Origin of the sequence: Micromonospora sp. NPDC051296 (assembly GCF_040682255.1) — a bacterium.
Classification (GTDB): domain Bacteria; phylum Actinomycetota; class Actinomycetes; order Mycobacteriales; family Micromonosporaceae; genus Micromonospora; species Micromonospora craterilacus.
Map to the genome: position 1 here is coordinate 1 of NZ_JBFBAO010000087.1, position 20,078 is coordinate 20,078.

A 20,078-nucleotide genomic window follows, 5' to 3' on the forward strand; every position below is an offset into this window, starting at 1 on the left:
CCGATCATGCCGTTGAGGCTGGCCAGCAGCGCGTCCGTCTCGAAGGCGCGCCCCCCGTCGGCGGCCTCGGCCCCGGAAGCGGACCCGCTCGCCGCTGGGCGTCCACGTCCCTCCGCCGCGTCGGCGACGGCCCCACCGGGCGACTCAGGCCCGCCGCCGCGTGGCGAGCGCCACCGGCACGCGCACCGCACCCCGGCGGGTGACGGTGCCCTGGCGGGTGATGGTGCCCCGGCGGGTGACATTCCAGCCGACGTACGCGGCTCCGGCGAGCGTTCCGACGCTGACCAGCGTGGCCAGCACCGCGACACCGACGCTGGCGAGCAGCAGTACGACGTTGCCGAGCACGACGAGAGTCCACAGTGCCAGCCGGGGCCAGGCATCCTTTCCTCGGTAACCCATCTCGGGCCTCCTTCCGTCGTCGGGGATCAGATACCCCGGACGGCGGAGGGTCATGCGCCGATCAGTCCCGGCGGTCCGGCACGAACTCGCGGAAGATCATCTCGAAGTTGTCGAGTTGAGCCTCCCAGTCCTTGTTCGGTACCTCCCAGCGAAGGGCGAAACCCCGGTTGCTGGCAGTGACAAAGCCGCGGTTACGGACCCGGAGCTGAACCCCGTTACGGGTCTGGTGCCAGTCCCAGTCGGCGCAGGTCCGCCACTGGCAGGTGAACGACTTGATGTCGATGAGCTCGTAGTCCCGCACCCCACGGACGTTCTTCCTGCCCGGTTCGATCGCCCGCCAGGCGGCAGCAGCGTCCTTCCCGGGCGTATCGGTGCGGTCGATGGTCAGTTCGCTGACGCCGTTCGGTTCCTGGTACTTGACCCAGGTGCTACCGGAGCTGCGCCGCCAGCCGTCCGGCACCGCGACCCTGAAGCCGACCGGATCGGTACGCAGCGTCCAGCCGGCGGGCAGCCCGCCGGCCGTCTCGGACGGACTGGGCGAGGTGGACGGACTGGGCGAGGTGGACGGGGTGGATGCGGCCGCGGTCGATGATGGTGGGGCGGGCTCGGAGGTCGCTGTCGCCGGCGCACCGGCGGTGCCAGCCGTGCCCTGCGGGGTCTCCCGGTCGCCGTCGCCGTCGGTGAGCAGCGGCACGGCCACCACCAAGCCGAGCAGCAGCAGGCAGACCAGGGCGCCGATGAGCACGGCGCGACGGGTCCGCTCCGATCGCAGCTTGCCGGCGGTGAAGACGGTGCCGCGGGCCGGCGTCGGACTCACCGGCGCCGCCGGCATCAGCGAGGTCGGCTGGGGTGCCGCCCGTGTGGCGTCGCCCGTCGGTGGCGGACCGACCCGGTGGGTCGGCTCGGCAGCCGGGGTGGACGCCGGCCGGTCGACCTTCGCGGTCGGCCCCGCGTCCGAGCCCGACGTGGCCGACGCCGCCGCGTCATCCGACGCGGCGTCATCCAGCTCAGCGCGCTGGGCGGCGGCGTCCGGCGCGGCCTGCGTACCGGCCGTCGGGGTGCCCGGCCCGGCCGTCGCAGCGGTCCCGGCGGTGCCCGGCCCCGCGGTGGCGGCTCCCGTCGCGGCCTGGGCCGGCGCGGCGTCCCCGGTTTCCTCCGCGCCCGTCGCGGCGGCGTCCACCTTCGCCGTCGGTGCGGCATCCGAGCCGTTACCTGCCTGGGCGACCGTCGCCGTCGGTGCCGCGTCAGCGACGGGCGGGTTGCTGGTCGACGGGTCCGGAGTGGAGCCAGCACCCGCGACGAGAGGTCCGGCGGGGGGCGGCGTACGGGGCGCGGGCGGGGTGGTCGGCGTGGCCGGCCGATCCCCGGACGGGCGCGGTGCCGGCACCAGCGGTGGGCGCGGCTCGCGCGGACCGTTCGGCCCCGGCCGGCGTACGCCGTCGAGCAGCGAGATGCCCCGGGCCCGCCGGCCACTGGCCCGACGCAGCATACGCTCGGCCGACTCGGCGGTGATCCGCTCCCGGGGATCCTTGCGGAGCAGCCCGTTGAGCACCTGCTTGAGTGGTCCGGCGTTGCGCGCCGGTGGCACCGGCTCGGTGGCGAGCGCGGCCAGGGTGCTGATCGCGGACGGGCGCGCGTACGGCGACTTTCCCTCCACCGCGGCGTAGAGGGTGGCACCCAATGACCACAGGTCGGCCTCCGGCCCAGCGGTGCCGTCCCGGGCCCGCTCCGGCGCGATGTACGCTGGCGACCCGAGCACCATTCCGGTTCGGGTGACGTTCGGGTCACCGGGGATCGTCGCCAGGCCGAAGTCGGTCAGCACCACCCGGCCGTCGTCGCCGAGCAGCACGTTGCCGGGCTTGACGTCGCGGTGCATGATGCCGGCCTTGTGCGCGGCCTTCAGGGCGTTCAGCACCCCCAGCCCGATCTCCACTGCCCTGGCCGGCGACACCGGACCGTCCTCCGCGATGGCGTCCTGCAACGACCGGGACGCCACGTACTCCATGACGATCCACGGGTCGCCGTCGGTGCGGAGCACGTCGAAGATGCGTACGACGTTGACGTTGTTGAGTCGGGCGATGGCGCGCGCCTCGCGCAGCGACCGTTCCCGCATCTCGCGGCGCTCGTCATTGGTCAGACCCGGCGGCGGCACCAGTTCCTTGATCGCGACGTCGCGATGCAGCACCTCGTCGCGCGCCTTCCATACCCGACCCATGCCGCCCTGACCGAGCGGCGAGATGAGCCGGTACCGGTCGGCGACAAGTTGGGGGGAAGCGTCTGACATCGCTGAGACGGTACCCGTCAGCGCTGACGGTCACACCGCCGGCACGCCACTGTGCGACGAAGATCAAGCTCGCGCGGCGTACGCTGGGGGCATGTCTGTCGAGGAGCCGCTGTTCCGGATCGTGCGCGGCGTGCCGACCGCCGAGGAACTGGCCGCGCTGGTGGGCGCGATCGTCTCCCGGTCCCGGCCGGTGGCCGGGTCCGCACCGTCACCGGTCTCGGCCTGGGCGCGCAGCGGACGGCCGGCGGGCGCCGGCCTGGTGCCCGGTTCCGGCGCGTGGCGCGCCTCCGGTCTGCCCCGCTGACCATCGGGTACGCGACCCCGTGTCGGTGCCATGCGTGGGGCTGCCAGGGGCGGCTTCCACCCATTAACCTCACTCAGGGGAACGGGGCCGTGACGGTTGGGAGGGGCCGATGATCCCTGAGGAGGATCGACCAGCGTCCTGGTTACGTGGTGCCGGCAGCGTCGAGGCAGACATCCGCCAGATGCGGGAGTTCGCCGACAAGCTCCGCGCCGAGGTGGAGAGCAACTACACACCGCACCTGTCGTACATCGCCAACGACATGCTCACCCAGGTGTCCAACCCGGCTGACGCCTTCATCGAGTTGGTGCAGTTCATGCGCGCCCACTGGGAAACCCAGCAGGCGGCGGCCAACGCGGTCTGGGGCCTCGGCCACACCACCGGTCACCTGGCAGCCGCGGCCAAGGAAGTCGCCGACCGGTACGGCAGCGCCGACGCCTTCGCTGCGGCCCGGGTGGCCGACGTCCAGCAGGCGCTCGGCCGGATCGGCGTGCCGATCGCCCAGCCCGAGCCATCGCCATCGCTCACCGATCCCTCCGGCCCCGACAACCGGGGGCCGGTGGTGCTGCCGTGAGGGATCCGGGCGTCGGCCGCAACGGCGGTCTCACCGACTGGTATCTGATGAACGTCGCCGACATATGGGCGTGCCTCCAGGACCACAAGGTCGACAACCACTGGCGGCATGTCGCCGGTTGGCGCAAGGTCTGTGAGCTGGCCGACCAGCATCTCGGGAGACTCAGGACGTACCGCGAGAGCCTGGCCCAGGCCTGGCCGCCGGAGACCAACGCCGCCGCCCGCGCCTACATCGCCGAACTGGACGATCTGATCGAGCAGGTACGGCGTACGCACGACGCCGCCGCCGCCAACCAGAACGCCCTGTCGGCGGCCACCCAGGCCATCAGCAGCAGCCGCGGCGAACTCAAGAAGATCTACGACGAGTACGCCGGCAAACTCCAGCAGAAGCGAGCGTGGGAGGAGATCGCAGCCGACCCCAAGGCCGCCGCCGGCAGCCGAACAAGCCAGCCGCCGGTCACCGACGCCGACCTGGAACGGCTGAACATCCAGGCGCGCGGCATCATGTACGGCCTCAGCGGCGAACTCCAGCAAGCCCAAGTAATGCTCCGCCAACCACCGCCTATGCGGCACGGCGACCGCGCCCCTGAATTCACGGACCCGTATTCGGCTGTTACAGCTCCGGTAATTCCACCTATTGTGCCGGTTCCTCTGCCGACGACGGTTTCGCCTTCAACGCAGCCCAAATCCGCACCGAGACCTGTTCCAGCACCTCAGGCTTCCGGAGTCGGTCCAGTGCTCGGCAGCGCCAGACCAAGCCTGGCTCCAGTGCCGACCAACCCCGGAATGCCTGGTTCCCCGCCGCCAGGTCAGACCACATCCCCAGCGCTGGGCGCTCCGCCACCCTTTCAAATCAGGTCAGGTGGCCGGACCGGCATCACAAACCCGGGTCACGTTGGACGGCCGGGGACAAACAACCTTCCCCACGCGACGCCGTCGGCCAACCCGCGCGCCATGCCGCCGGGCGGTCTGATCGGTGGGCTTCCCGGTACCGGATTGAACCAGCCTGCCCCCGGAAGCGCTCAGCCCCGCCGCATCAACCCGATCGGCGGGGTAATTGGAGGGGGCGCTGCCGGCACTGCACCAGCCGGCGGGGCTGGCTCCCGCCCAGGCGGCGGTCGAGGCTTCCCCGGAGCCCATCAAATCCCGGCAATGGGCGGCTTTACCGGCAGCATGGCGACAGGTGCCATGCCGGGCCGCCCGGTCAGGCGCGACCCTGTAGACGAGGAGTCGCGTAGATGGGATCCGGACCATCCGTGGGAGACGGACCAGGGCGTCGACCCGGTCGTTCTGCCCCCCAAGGACGAAGGGCCTATTGATCCTGGCCCTGCCATCGGCTTCAGCAGGTGATTGCCCGGATCGCGCAAGGTCCTGCCGCTCTGTTGGCCGTCGGTGCCGCACTCCTCGCGGGTCCCCCCGCGGCCGCAATCATCACAGCGCCGGTCCCGGACGGTGCAAGCCGCGTCCGGGCCGACCAGTGGCACCTGCGCTACCTGAATGTGACAGAGGCGCATCGCATCAGTCAGGGCGAGGGTGTAACCGTGGCAGTTCCGGATACTGGCGTCGCCCCCCACCCCGACATTCGGCTGAATCTACTACCGGGAACAAGCTTCTTACCGGGGAGCCCAACCGATGGTCGCGAGGATCCGAACGGTCATGGAACAGCGATGGCTGGCCTCATTGGCGCACACGGGCAGGGCCCAATTACAGGGGCACTAGGAATCGCACCCAAAGCAAAAATACTGCCAATCAGAACGTCAAGCCCCAACAACGAAGGCGATGCCGACCGCCTAGCGCTCGCAATCGAGTATGCGGTCGCTAAAGGCGCAGACGTCGTTAGCGTTTCCGGTGGAGGTGGAGTCAGTCCACGCCTACTTCGTGCGCTACAGACCGCCAGATCCGCCAATGTAATCGTTGTAGCCGCAGCAGGAAACAAGCCTCTCGACTCAGCCGTCATCTACCCGGCGGCGGCCAGTAACGTAGTTGCCGTTGGAGGAATCGACCGCAGCGGCGGGCATGCGGAAACCGCAATCACGGGACCACAACTAGACGTGGTTGCCCCTGCAGTCGACATCTACAGCATCAACGCTGGCGAGGGCTACCGTCTAAGCACTGGGACTTCCAACTCGACTGCCATCGTTGCCGGGGCAGTTGCGCTAATCAGGGCCGAGTACCCACATCTGTCTGCCGACGAGATCGTCAACCGGCTGACTGCCACAGCGGTCGATAAGGGGCCGCCGGGGCGGGACGACCAGTATGGCTACGGGGTCATTGACCTGGTGGCGGCGCTGACGGCAGACGTACCGCCGAGGGGTTTCGAATCGGTGCCGGCGACCTCGCCGGAAGGCGCTGGCCCGACCACGGCGGCGGCGGATGGGCCGCGAGATGACGGGGACGGCGCGGCGACCGTGCGGGGTCTGATCACGCTGGGCGTGCTGCTGGCCGCCGGCGGCGCCTGGGCGCTGTTCGTCCGGCACCGGCGCCGATCCGATGACCCGCCGCCGAGGATCACTCGCTGAGGCGTCGCCGGCCGGGCACGACGGCGGGGTGGGTGTTGTGCTCATTAGCGTGATGTCACAGAGAAATAATTATGTCTGTGTGACATCACGCTCGCGAGAAGACTATGGCCCGGGCCGGTCCCGCTGGCGCACCGGGCAAAGAGCCCGTGGAGGCAACGGGCCTGAGGAAAACGAGCCCGACGAGAAGGCGAGCAGAGCGTGGCGGCGTGGGGCATGGCGGGCGAAGCAACCGGTAACGTCGGCACCGTGCCTGATGCTATGCCGCTCCGCCTCGTGCTCGCCTCGGCGAGCCCTGCCCGCCGCAAGTCCCTACAGGCCGCCGGCATCGAGCCGGACGTGCTGGTCAGCGGGGTCGACGAATCGCTCGTGGTGACCGACCGGGCCGAGGATCTCTGCCTGGAGTTGGCCCGACTCAAGGCGCAGGCCGTGCTGACCCGGTTGCGGCCCACGGACGACGAGCGCACGCTCGTGCTGGGCTGTGACTCCGTGCTCGCCTTCGACGGGGAGATCCTCGGCAAGCCGGACGATGCGGCCGACGCTACCCGGCGGTGGAAGCGGATGCGCGGCCGTAGCGGCGTGCTGCACAGCGGCCACTGTCTCGTCGACGTTGTGGGCGGGCGTCGCGCGGAGGCGGTGGCCTCCACGGTGGTCCACTTCGCCGACATCAGCGACCACGAGATCGCCACGTACGTCGGCACCGGGGAGCCGCTCGCGGTGGCCGGCGCGTTCACGATCGACGGGCTCGGCGGGCCGTTCGTGGCAAGGATCGAGGGCGATCCGGGGACCGTTGTCGGGCTGTCGCTACCACTGTTGCGGCGACTACTCGCCGAGCTGGACCTGCGGATCACCGATCTGTGGACGAAGGTCGCGCCCGGCAACCAGATGGTCGAGCCGCTCGGCTAGCGTCCGAGCATGACGCTCAAGTCGATTCCGCTCACTGACGAGCTGCACACGTACCTCGTCGCGCACGGCGCTCCGCCCGACGCGATCGTTCGTGACCTGGCCGAGGAGACGCTGGCCGTCCTGCCCGGGCACGCCTCGATGCAGGTCGCACCGGAACAGGCCGCCTTCCTGACGTTCCTCACCCGGCTGCTCGGCACCCGGCAGGCGGTCGAGGTGGGCACGTTCACCGGGCTCTCCTCGCTGGCGATCGCCCGTGGGCTGGCCGAGGGCGGGCGGTTGACCTGCTTCGACATCTCGGAGGAGTACACGAGCATCGCGCGCCGCTACTGGGCACGAGCCGGTGTGGACGACCGGATCGAGCTGCGTATCGGCCCGGCCGGTGACACGTTGCGGCAGTTGCCGAACGAGCGGTACCTGGACTTCGCCTTCATCGACGCCGACAAGACCGGCTACCCGGTGTACTGGGCCGAGCTGGTGCCGAGGATGCGGCCGGGCGGGGTAATCGCCGTCGACAACGTGCTGCGGCACGGACGGGTGATCGCGCCGCAAAGCGCCGACGACCGGGCGATCGCGGCGTTCAACGACGACGTGCTGGCCGACGTACGGGTCCAGGCGGTGATGCTGCCGATCGCCGACGGCCTGACCCTCGCGTACGTGCACTGAACCGGCGGCCGGTCACACCGGCGCAGCGGCCGGCTGCTCGACGGGCACCGGGGCCGGCAGGGCGCGACCGAGCCGCACCGCGAGCAGCACGGCCGTCGCGATGAAGCCGGGCAGCAGCAGGAACGCCAGGTGCGGGCCGACACCGTCGGCCACCCAGCCGAGTGCGACCGGCGCGATCCCGAAACCCACCCCCATCGAGTACGCAGACCAGCCCGCCGCCTGGTCCGCGGCGTCACCGGCGACGGCCAGGGCGAGGGAGATGGCCAGCGGGTAGTGCAACGCGTTGCCGAGACCCAGCACCACCAGACCGATGACCGCCAGCCAGCCCGCGGTGGCGACCCAGAACACCGTGAACCCGGCCAGCGACAAGCCCAGCGCGGCGAGCAGGAGCGGCACCGGCCGGAAGCGCAGGGCGACGCGTCCTCCGGCGAGCCGGCCGACGAACATGCCGCAGACGATCGCGGCCACCGCCGCCGAGGCGGCCCCGGGAGCCATCCCGGCGTGGGAGCGCAGCACGTCGGCGGCCCACAGGGACAGGCAGACCTCGATCGAACCGGTGACCCCCATCAACAACCAGGCGATCCAGTACGCCCGGGGCAGCCGCCGGCTGGCCCGGGGCACCAGCACCGTCACCCGGGGAGCCGCGACAGCGGTGGCGGCCTTCGGTCCGCGTACCCGAAAGGCCAGTGCGGCGAGGGCGACCAGCGCGATCAGGCCGACCACGACGGCCATCGCCGGCCGCCAGCCCCATCCGGCGTTGACGCTGAGGCCGATCGCCAGCGGGGCGAGGATCCCCATGCCCGCGCACGCGGCGTTGGCCTCGGCCAGCGCGGCCGGAGCGGCCGGCCCGTGCCGGGCGGTGAGCACCACGTTCACGCCGCTGACCAGCAGCGTGCCGGCGGTGGAGATCAGTATGACGACGGCGATGGTGGCTGGCAGGGGGCGCAGCAGGGCGAACCCACCCACCCCGGCGGCCACGCCGGCCAGCCCGAGCCAGATCGTCGGTTTCCGGCCGAACCGGCGGGCGGCCGGGGCGAACAGTGCGCCGCCGGCCAGCGCACCGACCGCGAGGCCGGTGCTGTGCAGGCCGGCGACGGCGGCCGTGGTGCCCTGCTCGTCGCGGAGCAGCGGCACCACCGGCCCGAAGCCGTAGAGGAAGAAGCCCCAGAGCCCGAGCTGGGCGTACGCGAGCCAGGTGATCCGGTCATGGACGAGGCGGGGCACCGCCTCACGCTACAAGCGCGCGGCGCACACCCCGTCCGCGGTGAGAGCGAACTCTCCTCGTCCTTCCTCTCAGCGCACGCTGCGGGCGAACTGGCGGGCTGCCCAGTAGACGCCGGCGGCGGCGAGCACCGCGATGATGGTCAGTCCCTGCCAGACCCGGTCGTTGCTGATGTCGCCGGCGAAGAGTGCCCGGGTGCCGTCGACCGCCCAGGAGAACGGGTTCCACTTGGCGATGCCCTGCAACCAGCCCGGCGCGAAGGCGAGCGGCAGCAGGATGCCGGAGAGCAGCAGAACCGGCTGGGCCACCGTGTTCATCAGCGGGGCCAGCGCGTCCTCGCTCTTGACCTTGAGCGCGACGCCGTAGGAGACGGCCGAGGTCATCAACGCGATCAGGGCGAGCATGAGGTACGCCAGCAGCAGGTCACCGATGAACACGCGCAGGTCGAACAGCAGCGCGAGCAGGGTGATGATGACCGCCTGGGCCATCAGCGACACCACGTCGCGCAGCGACCGGCCGAGCAGCAGGGCGAGCCGGCTGACCGGGGTGACCCGGGACCGCTCGATCACCCCGGCACGGAGCTCGGCGATCAGGCCGAAGCCCTGGAACAGGCCGCCGAAGATGGCCAGCAGCACGAGCAGGCCCGGCACAAAGATCTTGTACGCCTCGGCCTGGGTGGGTGCGTTCAGCGCGGGCTTGAGCAGCGGAGCGAACAGGAGCAGGTACATCACCGGCTGGAAGACGCCGACGAAGACCCACACGGGGTTGCGGAGCAGCAGGTGGAGCTGTCGCTGGAAGATCAGCCAGGTGTCCCGGGCGAGTTTCATGAGATCTCCTGGTCGGGTCAGGACTCGCGCAGCGAGCGGCCGGTCTTGGTGAGGAAAACGTCGTCGAGGCTCGGGCGGTGCAGCTCGATCGACTTCAGGTCGAGCCCGGCGCCGTCGATCCGGCGCAGGATGCGCGGGATGGCGGTGGCGCCCTCGTCCACGAAGAGGCGCAGCCCGCCCTCTTCGAGGACCTCCAGCCGGTTGACGTACTCCTCGCCGTCGAGCAGCTTCTCGGCCTCGCCGGTGGCGGCCAGGTCGAGACCGACCTGCACCACGTCGCCGGAGATCTCCCGCTTGAGGTCGCTCGGCGTACCCTCGGCGACCACCTCGCCGTGATCCATGATCGCGATCCGGTCGCAGAGCGCGTCGGCCTCGTCCAGGTAGTGCGTGGTGATGAAGACCGTCATCCCGTCGGTACGCAGCCGCCGGATCTCGTCCCACATGTGTGCCCGGCTTTGCGGATCGAGCCCCGTGGTGGGCTCGTCCAGAAAAACGATCTTCGGCTCGTGGATGATGCCGAGCGCGATCTCGACCCGGCGCCGCTGGCCGCCGGAGTACGTCTTGCACTTGCGGTCGGCGAACTCGGTGAGCTGGAACGCCTCCAACGCGCGGGCGGCCCGGCGGTGCGCCTCGGCCTTGCCGATGCCGTACAGCCGGGCCTGGAGCACCAGCTCCTCCCGGGCGGTCGACTCGTCCCAGGTGCTGCCGCCCTGGGCGACGTACCCGATCCGGCGGCGTACCTCACCCGGATCCTTGAGCAGGTCGGCGCCGGCGATGGTGGCCTGGCCGCCGTCCGGCTCGATCAGCGTCGCGAGCATCCGGAGGGTGGTGGTCTTGCCGGCGCCGTTCGGGCCGAGGAAGCCGAAGATCTCACCCGCTGTGACGTCCAGATCGACGCCACGTACCGCCTCGACGGTCTTCGTCTCCCGACCGGCCCGGCTGCGGAACGACTTCCGCAGCCCTCTGGTCTCGATCATCAGTACTCCCCGCTCGTGGCCTCCGTCGGCCATCATCGTCACCGGCACTCGACCACATCCGTACGACACCGCGCCGCCGCGACCTGGATCGGACAGTGCGCCATCACACACTGAGCGATCGTTTGGGCCGCCAGGGTGAGCTATAAACTCCCGGTCAGTAACCCGCCGGGAGGAGTCACCAGGTGCGCAAGGTACTCATCGCCAACCGGGGCGAGATCGCCGTCCGGGTCATCCGCGCCTGCCAGGACGCCGGCCTGGGCAGCGTCGCGGTGTACGCAGACTCCGACCGGGATGCCCTGCACGCCACGCTCGCCGACGAAGCGTACGCCCTCGGCGGCGACACCGCGGCCGACACGTACCTGCGCATCGACAAGCTGATCGACGTCGCCGCCCGGTCCGGTGCCGACGCGGTGCACCCCGGATACGGCTTCCTCGCCGAGAACGCCGACTTCGCCCAGGCAGTCATCGACGCCGGGCTGACCTGGATCGGCCCCACTCCGCAGGCGATCCGGGACCTCGGTGACAAGGTCACCGCGCGGCACATCGCCCAGCGCGCCGGCGCTCCCCTGGTGCCCGGCACCCCCGACCCGGTGGGCAGCCCGGACGAGGTGATGGCCTTCGCCGTCGACCACGGCCTGCCGGTGGCGATCAAGGCGGCCTTCGGCGGCGGTGGGCGCGGCCTGAAGGTGGCCCGCACGATGGAGGAGATCCCGCAGCTGTTCGAGTCGGCCACCCGCGAGGCGGTCGCCGCGTTCGGCCGGGGCGAGTGCTTCGTCGAGCGGTACCTGGACCGGCCGCGCCACGTCGAGGCGCAGGTCCTGGCCGACCAGCACGGCAACGTGATCGTGGTGGGCACTCGGGACTGCTCGTTGCAGCGCCGGCACCAGAAGTTGGTCGAGGAGGCACCGGCGCCGTTCCTCACCACCGAGCAGCGGGCCCAGATCCACGACAGCGCGAAGGCGATCTGCCGGGAGGCCGGCTACCACGGTGCCGGCACGGTCGAATACCTGGTCGGCAACGACGGCACCATCTCCTTCCTTGAGGTCAACACCCGGCTCCAGGTGGAGCACCCGGTCACCGAGGAGACCGCTGGCCTCGACCTGGTGCGCGAGCAGTTCCGGATCGCCGACGGCGAGAAGCTGCGGCTCATCGAGGACCCGACCCCGCGCGGGCACTCCATCGAGTTCCGGATCAACGGTGAGGACCCGGGCCGCAACTTCCTGCCCGCCCCGGGCACGGTCACCGCGCTGCGGCTGCCCACCGGCCCCGGCGTGCGGGTGGACACCGGCATCTCGGCCGGCGACGTGATCGGCGGCAACTTCGACTCGCTGCTGGCCAAGGTAATCGTCACCGGCGAGACCCGCACCGAGGCGCTGGAGCGGGCCCGCCGCGCGCTGGACGAGATGGTGGTCGAGGGGATGGCCACCGCGCTGCCGTTCCACCGCCTGGTGGTCCGCGACCCCGCGTTCACCGCCGAGCCGTTCACCGTGCACACCCGCTGGATCGAGACCGAGTTCGACAACACCGTGCCGCCGTTCACCGCCGCCGCGGGCACCGCCGCGGGTCCGGCCGAGCGCGAGACCGTCGTGGTCGAGGTGGGCGGCAAGCGGCTGGAGGTCACCCTCCCGGCCGGCCTCGGCACCGGTACGACCACCGCCGCACCCGCCGCGAAGAAGCCGACCCGCCGGGGCGGCGGAGCCACGGCCGGGACAGCGGCCAGCGGCGACGCGCTCACCTCACCGATGCAGGGCACCATCGTCAAGATCGCGGTCGCCGACGGGGACACCGTCGCCGAGGGTGACCTGGTGGTGGTGCTGGAGGCGATGAAGATGGAGCAGCCGCTGCACGCCCACAAGGCGGGCACGGTCAGTGGCCTGGCGGCCGAGGTCGGCGCGGTCATCACCGCCGGTGCCGCCATCTGCACCATCGCCTGACGGGTAAGGAGGGGCCCCTTATTAACGCCTCGTGTAGTAGAAGGGCCCCTTCCTAACATGTCCGGGCCGACGTCGGCGCACGGGCGGCGTCAGCGGAGCGACTCGGCGGCGGCGGTGCAGACGGCGGCGGTCAACGCGGTCAACACCTGCGAGTCGAGGCGCCAGTGCTGCCAGTAGAGCGGCACGTCCAGCACCCGGCCGGGTGCGATCTCCACGCAGCGGCCGGCGGCCACGTCGGCGTCGGCGATCTGCTCCGCCACCAGCCCCCAGCCGAGCCCGAGCCGGATCGACTCGTTGAACGCCGGCACCGACGGCACGTAGTGCACGGGCGGGTCGAGGGCGTGCCCGGTCACCGTACGCAGGAAGCGATGTTGGATCTGGTCCTTGCGGTCGAAGACCACCACCGGCGCGGCGCTGGCTGCCTCGCGGGTCAGTCCGTCGGCGAACCACCTGTCCGCCACCGACGGGGCTGCCAGCGCCCGGTAGCGCATCGCGCCGAGGCGCCGCACCCGGCAGCCCTGTACCGCCTCGCGTTGTGCGGTCACCGCAGCCGTCACCACGCCGTCGCGCAGCAACTCGGCGGTGTGCTCCTGGTCGTCCTGCCGGATGTCGAAGAAGAGTTCCGGCTGCTCGGGCAGCCGCGCCAGAGCCGCCGGGAACCAGGTGGCGAGCGAATCGGCGTTGACCACGATGGCGACCCGGGTACGACCACGATCGCCGCCGAGCGGGCCCCGCGCGTCGGCCAGCGCCTCCCGTTCGAGCAGCGCGAGCTGACCGGCGAGGCGGAGCAGCGGGCGGCCCGCCTCGGTGGCGTCGCAGGGCCGGTGGCGGCGGACGAGCACCTGCCCGACGGATTCCTCCAGCGCTTTGATCCGTTGGCTGACCGCCGACGGGGTCACGTGCAGCAGGCGCGCCGCCGCCTCGAAGCTGCCCTCGGCGACGACCGCCGCGAGCGTACGGAGCTGGGTCGAGTCCAGGCCGCTCACGAAGCTGAGCTTAACCATCCCAAGAATCTTTAGCTGGACTGATGTGAGCCGCGCTCCTACCGTCGGCGCATGCTCACCTCGGCCCTCGCCGGCTTCTCGCTGTCCATCGCCCTGATCGTCGCCATCGGCGCGCAGAACGCCTTCGTGCTCCGCCAGGGCCTGCGCCGGGAACACCTGGTGCCGGTCGTGCTGACCTGCGCGGTGTCGGACGCCCTGCTGATCGGCGTCGGGATCGCCGGGGTGGGATCGGTGGTGACCGGGCGACCCGACCTGCTCACCACGATCCGCTGGGGCGGCGCGGTGTTCCTGCTCGGGTACGCGGCACTCGCCGCCCGCCGCGCACTGCGCCCCGGCGCGCTCACGCCGGCCGAACGACCGCCAGCCCGGCTCGGCGCGACGCTGCTGGCCTGCCTCGCCTTCACCTACCTCAACCCGCACGTCTACCTCGACACCGTGCTGCTGCTCGGCGGCATCGCCCAGCAGCACCCGCACCGCTGGCTGTTCGGCCTCGGTGCGGCGGCGGCCAGCGTGGTCTGGTTCACCGCGCTCGGCGCGGGTGCCTACCGGCTCGCTCCGCTGCTCGCGCGGGCCCGGGTCTGGCAGGTCCTGGACGGCGTGATCGCGGTGGTGATGGTCGTGGTGGCGGCGGCGCTGCTGCTGGGCTGAGCGGGTGTTTTCGCTTACCACCGGCGGCGCGATCGGCGGTGGGCAGGAATGATGGCCGGGTGCGGTTCCTCAATGGCGCGACTCCGGCGTACGACCTGACCTACAACGACGTGTTCATGGCCCCGGCCCGCTCCGAGGTGGGTTCGCGGCTCGACGTCGACCTGGCCAGCGGCGACGGCACGGGCACCACGATCCCCCTGGTGGTGGCGAACATGACGGCGGTCGCCGGCCGGCGGATGGCCGAGACGGTGGCCCGGCGCGGCGGCATCGCGGTGATCCCCCAGGACATCCCGATCGAGGTGGTGGCCGAGGTTGTCGGCTGGGTCAAGCAGCGGCACCTGGTGCACGACACGGCGATCGCGCTCGGTCCGACCGACACCGTCGGCGACGCGATCCACCTGTTGCCGAAGCGGGCGCACGGCGCGGTGATCGTGGTCGACGAGGCCGGCCGCCCGCTGGGCGTGGTGACCGAGGCCGACACCGTCGGGGTGGACCGCTTCGCCCAGCTGCGGCACGTGATGTCGACCGAGTTGCACACCGTGCCGGCGGACGCGGACCCGCGTACCGGCTTCGACCGGCTCTCGGCCGGCCGGCGCCGGCTGGCGCCGGTGGTCGACGGCGAGGGCCGCCTGGTCGGCGTGCTCACCCGGCAGGGTGCCCTCCGGGCGACGCTCTACAAGCCGGCGGTGGACGACCGGGGCCGGCTGCGGATCGCCGCGGCGGTGGGGATCAACGGGGACGTGGCGGGCAAGGCGGCGGCGCTGCTGGAGGCCGGGGTGGACACCCTGGTCGTGGACACCGCACACGGCCACCAGGAACGGATGATCTCCGCCCTGCGGACCGTCCGCCGGGTCGACCCGGGCGTCCCGGTGGCGGCCGGCAACGTGGTCACCGCCGACGGCGTACGCGACCTGGTCGAGGCGGGTGCGGACATCGTCAAGGTCGGTGTCGGCCCGGGCGCGATGTGCACCACCCGGATGATGACCGGGGTGGGTCGGCCGCAGTTCTCGGCGGTGCTGGACTGCGCGGCGGCGGCCCGGGAGCTGGGCCGCCACGTCTGGGCGGACGGCGGGGTGCGGCACCCGCGCGACGTGGCGTTGGCGCTGGCCGCGGGGGCGTCGAACGTGATGATCGGCTCCTGGTTCGCCGGCACCTACGAGTCGCCCGGCGACCTCTACACCGACGCGGACGGCCGGCGGTACAAGGAGAGCTTCGGGATGGCCTCGGCGCGGGCGGTCAGCGCCCGGACCGCCGAGGACAGCGCGTACGACCGGGCCCGTAAGGCGATCTTCGAGGAGGGTATCTCGACCGCCCGGATGTACCTGGATCCGGCCCGTCCCGGGGTGGAGGACCTGATCGACGAGATCATCTCCGGGGTACGCAGCGCGTTCACCTACGCCGGCGCCCGCACCCTGGCCGAGTACCACGAGCGGGTGCTGGTCGGCGTGCAGAGCACCGCCGGCTACACCGAGGGGATGCCGCTGCCGACGAGCTGGTGAGGCCCGGGCCGGCGGTGCGGATCGTGTCCGTCGCCACTGCCGCGGCAAATTCGTTTGGCCCCTGACTATCAGGGGGCTAATCTGCGGGCCATGAGTCTGATCCAGCTGGGGGACGTGCCGCTCGGCCGGCTGCTGGTGGTCGCCGGGCACCTCACCAGCCAGCGATGGAATCGCTACCTCGCCGACGAGCACGGCCTCACCCAGGCCGGGATGGTCACCCTGATGGCCCTCGCCCAGCACGGCGAGCTGCCGCACCGGGCGGTGGCCGAACTGTGCTTCGTCCGCCCGGCCACCCTCACCGGCATCGTCGACACCCTCGAACGCGACGGCCTGGTGGAGCGGCATCGCGACGACAACGACCGGCGCAGCGTCAAGCTCGCGCTGACCCCGGCCGGTCGGGCCCGGGTCGACGCGCTCACCGCCGCGATCCAGTCCCGACGCCCGCTCACCTCGGTCGACGCCGACCCGGCCAAGGCGGCCATCGTCCGGCGGTTCCTCCTCGAGGTCATCGGCAGCGGCGAGGACCCCGGCACGATGACGGGAGGCCCGACGTGTTGATCCGGCTGCTGCGCAGCGGTCTGCGGCCGTACCACCGGCCGCTGGCCGCCGTGGTGCTGCTCCAGTTCGTCGGCACGATGGCCTCGCTCTACCTGCCGAGCCTCAACGCCGACATCATCGACCTCGGCGTCGCCCGGGGCGACACCGACTACATCGTGCGTACCGGCGGGTGGATGCTCGCGGTGAGCGTGGTGCAGATCGTCTGCTCGATCGTGGCGGTCTACCTGGGCGCCCGGATCGCGATGGGCTTCGGCCGGGACGTGCGGGCGACGGTTTTCGGGCACGTCAACCGCTTCTCGGCCCGGGAGGTCGCCCGCTTCGGCGCCCCGTCGCTGATCACCCGGAACACCAACGACGTGCAGCAGGTGCAGATGCTCGTGCTGATGAGCTGCACCATGCTGGTCGCCGCCCCGATCATGAGCGTCGGCGGCGTGGTGATGGCGCTCCGGGAGGATGTCGGGCTCTCCTGGCTGATGCTGGTCTGCGTGCCGGTGCTGGCAATCGCGCTGGCGCTGATCATCCGCCGGATGGTGCCCGGCTTCCGGCTCATGCAGACCCGGATCGACACGGTCAACCGGGTACTGCGGGAGCAGATCACCGGGATCCGGGTGGTCCGGGCGTTCGTCCGGGAGCCGTACGAGACGCGCCGCTTCGCCACCGCGAACGCCGAGCTGACCGCGACCGCCCTGCGAACCGGCCGGCTGATGGCGTTGATCTTCCCCGTGGTGATGCTGGTGCTCAACGTCTCCAGCGTGGCGGTGCTCTGGTTCGGCGCGCAGCGGGTGGACGCCGGGGCGATCCAGGTCGGCGCGCTCACCGCCTTCCTGCAGTACCTGATGCAGATCCTGATGGCCGTCATGATGGCCACCTTCATGCTGATGATGGTGCCTCGCGCGGCGGTCTGCGCCGAGCGGATCGAGGAGGTGCTCGACACCGACTCCTCGGTGGCGCCCGCCGCGAACCCGGTCGCCGAGGTACCGGCCCGCGCCCACCTGGAGCTGCGGCACGTGCGGTTCCAGTACCCGGGCGCTGCCGAGCCGGTGCTGCGGGACGTCTCGTTCCAGGTCACGCCGGGGACCACCACGGCGATCATCGGCAGCACGGGCGCGGGTAAGACCACTCTGCTCTCCCTGATCCCCCGGCTGGTCGACGTGACCTCCGGCGCGGTGCTGGTCGACGGGGTCGACGTCCGGGAACTCGCACCGGACCAGCTGTGGCGCCGGATCGGGCTGGTTCCGCAGAAGCCGTACCTGTTCACCGGCACGGTGGCGAGCAACCTGCGCTACGGCAACCCGGACGCCACCGACGACGAACTCTGGACGGCGCTGGAGATCGCCCAGGCCCGGGACTTCGTCGAGGCCATGCCGGACGGACTGGACGCGCCGATCTCGCAGGGCGGCACGAACGTCTCCGGCGGGCAGCGGCAGCGGCTGGCGATCGCCCGGGCCCTGGTCCGCGAGCCGGAGATCTACCTCTTCGACGACTCGTTCTCCGCGCTCGACCTCGGTACCGACGCGCGGCTGCGGGCGGCCCTGCGGCCGGTCACCGCCGAGGCCGCGGTGGTGATCGTCGCCCAGCGGGTCTCCACGATCGTCGATGCCGACCAGATCATCGTGTTGGAGGACGGGGGCGTGGTCGGGATGGGCCGACACGAGGACCTGCTACAGACCTGCCCGACGTACGCGGAGATCGTGGCGTCCCAGCAGACCGCGGAGGTGCCGGCATGAGCGAGCGCCAGGGCGTTCCGCAGCAGCCGTCGGCCGAGGGGCGGACGCCGAAGCGACTGCCGCCCGGCGGCCAGCGCGGCGGCCCGCCGTGGATGGGCGCGGGGATGCCGGCGGAACGCTCGATGAACTTCGGGCCGAGCGCCCGGCGCCTGCTGGGTCGGCTGCGCTCACAGCGCCTGCACCTCGCCGCGGTCATCGCGCTCGCGGTGGTCAGCGTCGGGTTGAGCGTGATCGGGCCGAAGGTGCTCGGACACGCCACCGACCTGATCTTCACCGGGGTGATCGGCCGGCAACTGCCGGCGGGCACCAGCACCGAGCAGGCCGTGAACGCGGCCCGCGCGGCCGGCAACGACAACTTCGCCGACATGCTCGCCCGGATGGACGTGCTGCCCGGGGTGGGCATCGACTTCGCGGCGCTGGGCCGGGTGCTGCTGTTGGCGCTGGGCCTCTACCTGGTGGCCAGCCTGCTGATGTGGTGGCAGGGCTGGCTGCTCAACGGCGTGGTCCAGCGGACCGTGCTCAAGCTGCGCGCCGACGTGGAGGACAAGCTCAACCGGCTGCCGCTGCCCTACTTCGACCGGCAGCCCCGCGGCGAGCTGCTCAGCCGGGTCACCAACGACATCGACAACATCTCGCAGAGCCTCCAGCAGACGCTGAGCCAACTGCTCACGTCACTGCTCACCGTGGTCGGCGTACTCGGCATGATGTTCTGGATCTCGCCGCTGCTCGCCCTGGTAGCGCTGGTCGCGGTGCCGCTGTCGGTGGTGGTGACCGGTCAGATCGCCAAGCGGTCGCAGCGCAAGTTCATCGCCCAGTGGACCCACACCGGCGAGCTGAACGGCCAGATCGAGGAGGCGTTCACCGGCCACGAGCTGGTCAAGGTCTTCGGCCGGCAGCGCGAGGTGGAGGCGGCCTTCCACGCCAAGAACGAGGAGCTGTTCCAGGCCAGCTTCGGCGCCCAGTTCATCTCCGGGATCATCATGCCGGCGATGTTCTTCATCGGAAACCTCAGCTACGTGGCGATCGCGGTGGTCGGCGGGCTCCGGGTGGCGTCGGGGACGATGAGCCTGGGCGACGTGCAGGCGTTCATCCAGTACTCCCGCCAGTTCACCCAGCCGCTTACCCAGGTCGCGTCGATGGCCAACCTGCTCCAGTCCGGCGTGGCCTCGGCGGAACGGGTCTTCGCGGTGCTCGACGCCGAGGAACAGACCCCGGACCCGGTCGCACCGGCGCGTGTGGCCGACCCGCACGGCCGGGTCGAGTTCGAGCACGTCTCCTTCCGGTACACCCCGGACAAGCCGCTGATCGAGGATCTGTCGCTGGTGGCCGAGCCCGGTCACACCGTGGCCATCGTCGGCCCGACCGGCGCCGGCAAGACCACCCTGGTCAACCTGATCATGCGCTTCTACGAGCTGGACGCCGGCCGGATCACCCTCGACGGGGTGGACATCACCGCCCTGCGCCGCGACGACCTGCGCGGTCGGATCGGCATGGTCCTCCAGGACACCTGGCTCTTCGGCGGCACCATTCGCGACAACATCGCGTACGGGCGGCCCGACGCCACCGAGGAGGAGATCCTCGACGCCGCCCGGGCCACCTTCGTGGACCGGTTCGTGCGCAGCCTGCCGGACGGCTACGACACGGTGATCGACGAGGAGGGGAGCAACGTCAGTGCCGGCGAGAGACAGCTCATCACCATCGCCCGGGCGTTCCTCGCCGAACCCTCGCTGCTGATTCTCGACGAGGCGACCAGCTCGGTGGACACCCGTACCGAGGTGCTGCTCCAGCGGGCGATGGCGGCCCTGCGGTCGGAGCGGACCAGCTTCGTCATCGCGCACCGGCTCTCCACCATCCGCGACGCCGACCTGATCCTGATGATGGAGAACGGCCGCATCGTCGAGCAGGGCACCCACGAGGAACTGCTCGCGGCGCACGGTGCGTACCACCGGCTCTACCAGTCCCAGTTCCATCAGGCGGTCAGCGGTGACGACCCGGTGGCGCTACCGGCGGGGTCGACCGCGAGGTGACCCCGCCGGTAGC

General features: G+C 71.3%; 18 protein-coding genes. 12 read left to right on the top strand and 6 right to left on the bottom strand.

Annotated features, from left to right (window positions below; translation table 11 throughout):
• Window positions 1-144: 144 nt before the first annotated feature.
• Together AB0M52_RS12320 and AB0M52_RS12325 are read right to left on the bottom strand one after the other, a co-directional pair.
• Window positions 145-399, bottom strand: coding sequence for a hypothetical protein (locus AB0M52_RS12320; RefSeq protein ID WP_363952475.1), 255 nt, complete (start codon window positions 397-399; stop codon window positions 145-147).
• Between the two features lie 61 nt (window positions 400-460).
• The gene (locus AB0M52_RS12325; protein ID WP_363952478.1) at window positions 461-2,683 is read right to left on the bottom strand and encodes a protein kinase; all 2,223 of its coding nucleotides are present in this window, start codon (window positions 2,681-2,683) and stop codon (window positions 461-463) included.
• A 91-nt stretch (window positions 2,684-2,774) separates the two neighbouring features.
• Here AB0M52_RS12325 and AB0M52_RS12330 point away from each other — a divergent pair, with 91 nt between their 5' ends.
• The 6 genes from AB0M52_RS12330 (at window position 2,775) to AB0M52_RS12355 (ending at window position 7,642) form a co-directional block, all read left to right on the top strand.
• Window positions 2,775-2,987, top strand: a complete 213-nt coding sequence (locus AB0M52_RS12330; protein ID WP_363952481.1) for an acyl-CoA carboxylase subunit epsilon — start codon at window positions 2,775-2,777, stop codon at window positions 2,985-2,987.
• 109 nt (window positions 2,988-3,096) lie between these two features.
• Complete coding sequence (locus AB0M52_RS12335) at window positions 3,097-3,558, top strand: hypothetical protein (RefSeq protein ID WP_363952483.1); 462 nt, start codon at window positions 3,097-3,099, stop codon at window positions 3,556-3,558.
• Entirely contained in the window at window positions 3,555-4,907 is a 1,353-nt protein-coding gene (locus AB0M52_RS12340) for a hypothetical protein (protein WP_363952486.1), read from the top strand. Before AB0M52_RS12335 ends, AB0M52_RS12340 begins: the two co-directional genes overlap by 4 nt.
• A 149-nt stretch (window positions 4,908-5,056) precedes the next feature.
• Window positions 5,057-6,076, top strand: coding sequence for a type VII secretion-associated serine protease mycosin (gene mycP, locus AB0M52_RS12345; RefSeq protein WP_363952521.1), 1,020 nt, complete (start codon window positions 5,057-5,059; stop codon window positions 6,074-6,076).
• Between the two features lie 246 nt (window positions 6,077-6,322).
• Window positions 6,323-6,979: a nucleoside triphosphate pyrophosphatase gene (locus AB0M52_RS12350; protein WP_363952488.1), complete on the top strand. Its 657-nt coding sequence runs from the start codon at window positions 6,323-6,325 to the stop codon at window positions 6,977-6,979.
• A gap of 9 nt (window positions 6,980-6,988) precedes the next feature.
• Window positions 6,989-7,642 carry an O-methyltransferase gene (locus AB0M52_RS12355; RefSeq protein WP_363952491.1) on the top strand — a complete coding sequence of 218 codons (654 nt, stop codon included), beginning with the start codon at window positions 6,989-6,991 and terminating at the stop codon, window positions 7,640-7,642.
• Window positions 7,643-7,654: 12 nt separating this feature from the next.
• On the opposite strand, the gene AB0M52_RS12360 is transcribed toward AB0M52_RS12355, so the two are convergent.
• From AB0M52_RS12360 to AB0M52_RS12370, 3 genes are all read right to left on the bottom strand, one after another.
• Window positions 7,655-8,866, bottom strand: a complete 1,212-nt coding sequence (locus AB0M52_RS12360; protein ID WP_363952494.1) for an MFS transporter — start codon at window positions 8,864-8,866, stop codon at window positions 7,655-7,657.
• A gap of 69 nt (window positions 8,867-8,935) precedes the next feature.
• Window positions 8,936-9,691: an ABC transporter permease gene (locus AB0M52_RS12365; RefSeq protein ID WP_363952497.1), complete on the bottom strand. Its 756-nt coding sequence runs from the start codon at window positions 9,689-9,691 to the stop codon at window positions 8,936-8,938.
• 17 nt (window positions 9,692-9,708) lie between these two features.
• Window positions 9,709-10,668, bottom strand: coding sequence for an ATP-binding cassette domain-containing protein (locus AB0M52_RS12370; RefSeq protein ID WP_363952500.1), 960 nt, complete (start codon window positions 10,666-10,668; stop codon window positions 9,709-9,711).
• Between the two features lie 182 nt (window positions 10,669-10,850).
• On the opposite strand from AB0M52_RS12370, the gene AB0M52_RS12375 reads away from it, so the two are divergent.
• Window positions 10,851-12,602: a biotin carboxylase N-terminal domain-containing protein gene (locus AB0M52_RS12375; RefSeq protein WP_363952503.1), complete on the top strand. Its 1,752-nt coding sequence runs from the start codon at window positions 10,851-10,853 to the stop codon at window positions 12,600-12,602.
• An 89-nt stretch (window positions 12,603-12,691) separates the two neighbouring features.
• On the opposite strand, the gene AB0M52_RS12380 is transcribed toward AB0M52_RS12375, so the two are convergent.
• Window positions 12,692-13,588 (bottom strand): LysR family transcriptional regulator ArgP, encoded by an 897-nt coding sequence (locus AB0M52_RS12380; protein ID WP_363952506.1) that lies wholly within the window; start codon window positions 13,586-13,588, stop codon window positions 12,692-12,694.
• A gap of 69 nt (window positions 13,589-13,657) precedes the next feature.
• Here AB0M52_RS12380 and AB0M52_RS12385 point away from each other — a divergent pair, with 69 nt between their 5' ends.
• The 5 genes from AB0M52_RS12385 to AB0M52_RS12405 all read left to right on the top strand — a co-directional run bounded on the left by AB0M52_RS12385 (window position 13,658) and on the right by AB0M52_RS12405 (window position 20,065).
• A complete protein-coding gene (locus AB0M52_RS12385) occupies window positions 13,658-14,254 on the top strand; it encodes a LysE/ArgO family amino acid transporter (RefSeq protein ID WP_363952508.1) in 597 nt (198 codons plus the stop codon).
• A 59-nt stretch (window positions 14,255-14,313) separates the two neighbouring features.
• Window positions 14,314-15,753: a GuaB1 family IMP dehydrogenase-related protein gene (locus AB0M52_RS12390; RefSeq protein WP_363952511.1), complete on the top strand. Its 1,440-nt coding sequence runs from the start codon at window positions 14,314-14,316 to the stop codon at window positions 15,751-15,753.
• 90 nt (window positions 15,754-15,843) lie between these two features.
• A complete protein-coding gene (locus AB0M52_RS12395; RefSeq protein ID WP_363952514.1) occupies window positions 15,844-16,311 on the top strand; it encodes a MarR family transcriptional regulator in 468 nt (155 codons plus the stop codon).
• On the top strand, window positions 16,305-18,038 hold the full coding sequence (locus tag AB0M52_RS12400) for an ABC transporter ATP-binding protein (RefSeq protein ID WP_363952517.1): 1,734 nt from the start codon (window positions 16,305-16,307) through the stop codon (window positions 18,036-18,038). Before AB0M52_RS12395 ends, AB0M52_RS12400 begins: the two co-directional genes overlap by 7 nt.
• Entirely contained in the window at window positions 18,035-20,065 is a 2,031-nt protein-coding gene (locus tag AB0M52_RS12405) for an ABC transporter ATP-binding protein (RefSeq protein ID WP_363952520.1), read from the top strand. The genes AB0M52_RS12400 and AB0M52_RS12405 overlap by 4 nt, the downstream gene beginning before the upstream one ends.
• The last annotated feature ends 13 nt before the right edge of the window (window positions 20,066-20,078 follow it).

Coding starts and splice junctions, on each gene's coding strand:
- AB0M52_RS12320 (WP_363952475.1), bottom strand. CDS start 399: ATGGGTTACCGAGGAAAGGATGCCTGGCCCCGGCTGGCACTGTGGACT.
- AB0M52_RS12325 (WP_363952478.1), bottom strand. CDS start 2,683: ATGTCAGACGCTTCCCCCCAACTTGTCGCCGACCGGTACCGGCTCATC.
- AB0M52_RS12330 (WP_363952481.1), top strand. CDS start 2,775: ATGTCTGTCGAGGAGCCGCTGTTCCGGATCGTGCGCGGCGTGCCGACC.
- AB0M52_RS12335 (WP_363952483.1), top strand. CDS start 3,097: ATGATCCCTGAGGAGGATCGACCAGCGTCCTGGTTACGTGGTGCCGGC.
- AB0M52_RS12355 (WP_363952491.1), top strand. CDS start 6,989: ATGACGCTCAAGTCGATTCCGCTCACTGACGAGCTGCACACGTACCTC.
- AB0M52_RS12365 (WP_363952497.1), bottom strand. CDS start 9,691: ATGAAACTCGCCCGGGACACCTGGCTGATCTTCCAGCGACAGCTCCAC.
- AB0M52_RS12370 (WP_363952500.1), bottom strand. CDS start 10,668: ATGATCGAGACCAGAGGGCTGCGGAAGTCGTTCCGCAGCCGGGCCGGT.
- AB0M52_RS12385 (WP_363952508.1), top strand. CDS start 13,658: ATGCTCACCTCGGCCCTCGCCGGCTTCTCGCTGTCCATCGCCCTGATC.
- AB0M52_RS12395 (WP_363952514.1), top strand. CDS start 15,844: ATGAGTCTGATCCAGCTGGGGGACGTGCCGCTCGGCCGGCTGCTGGTG.
- AB0M52_RS12405 (WP_363952520.1), top strand. CDS start 18,035: ATGAGCGAGCGCCAGGGCGTTCCGCAGCAGCCGTCGGCCGAGGGGCGG.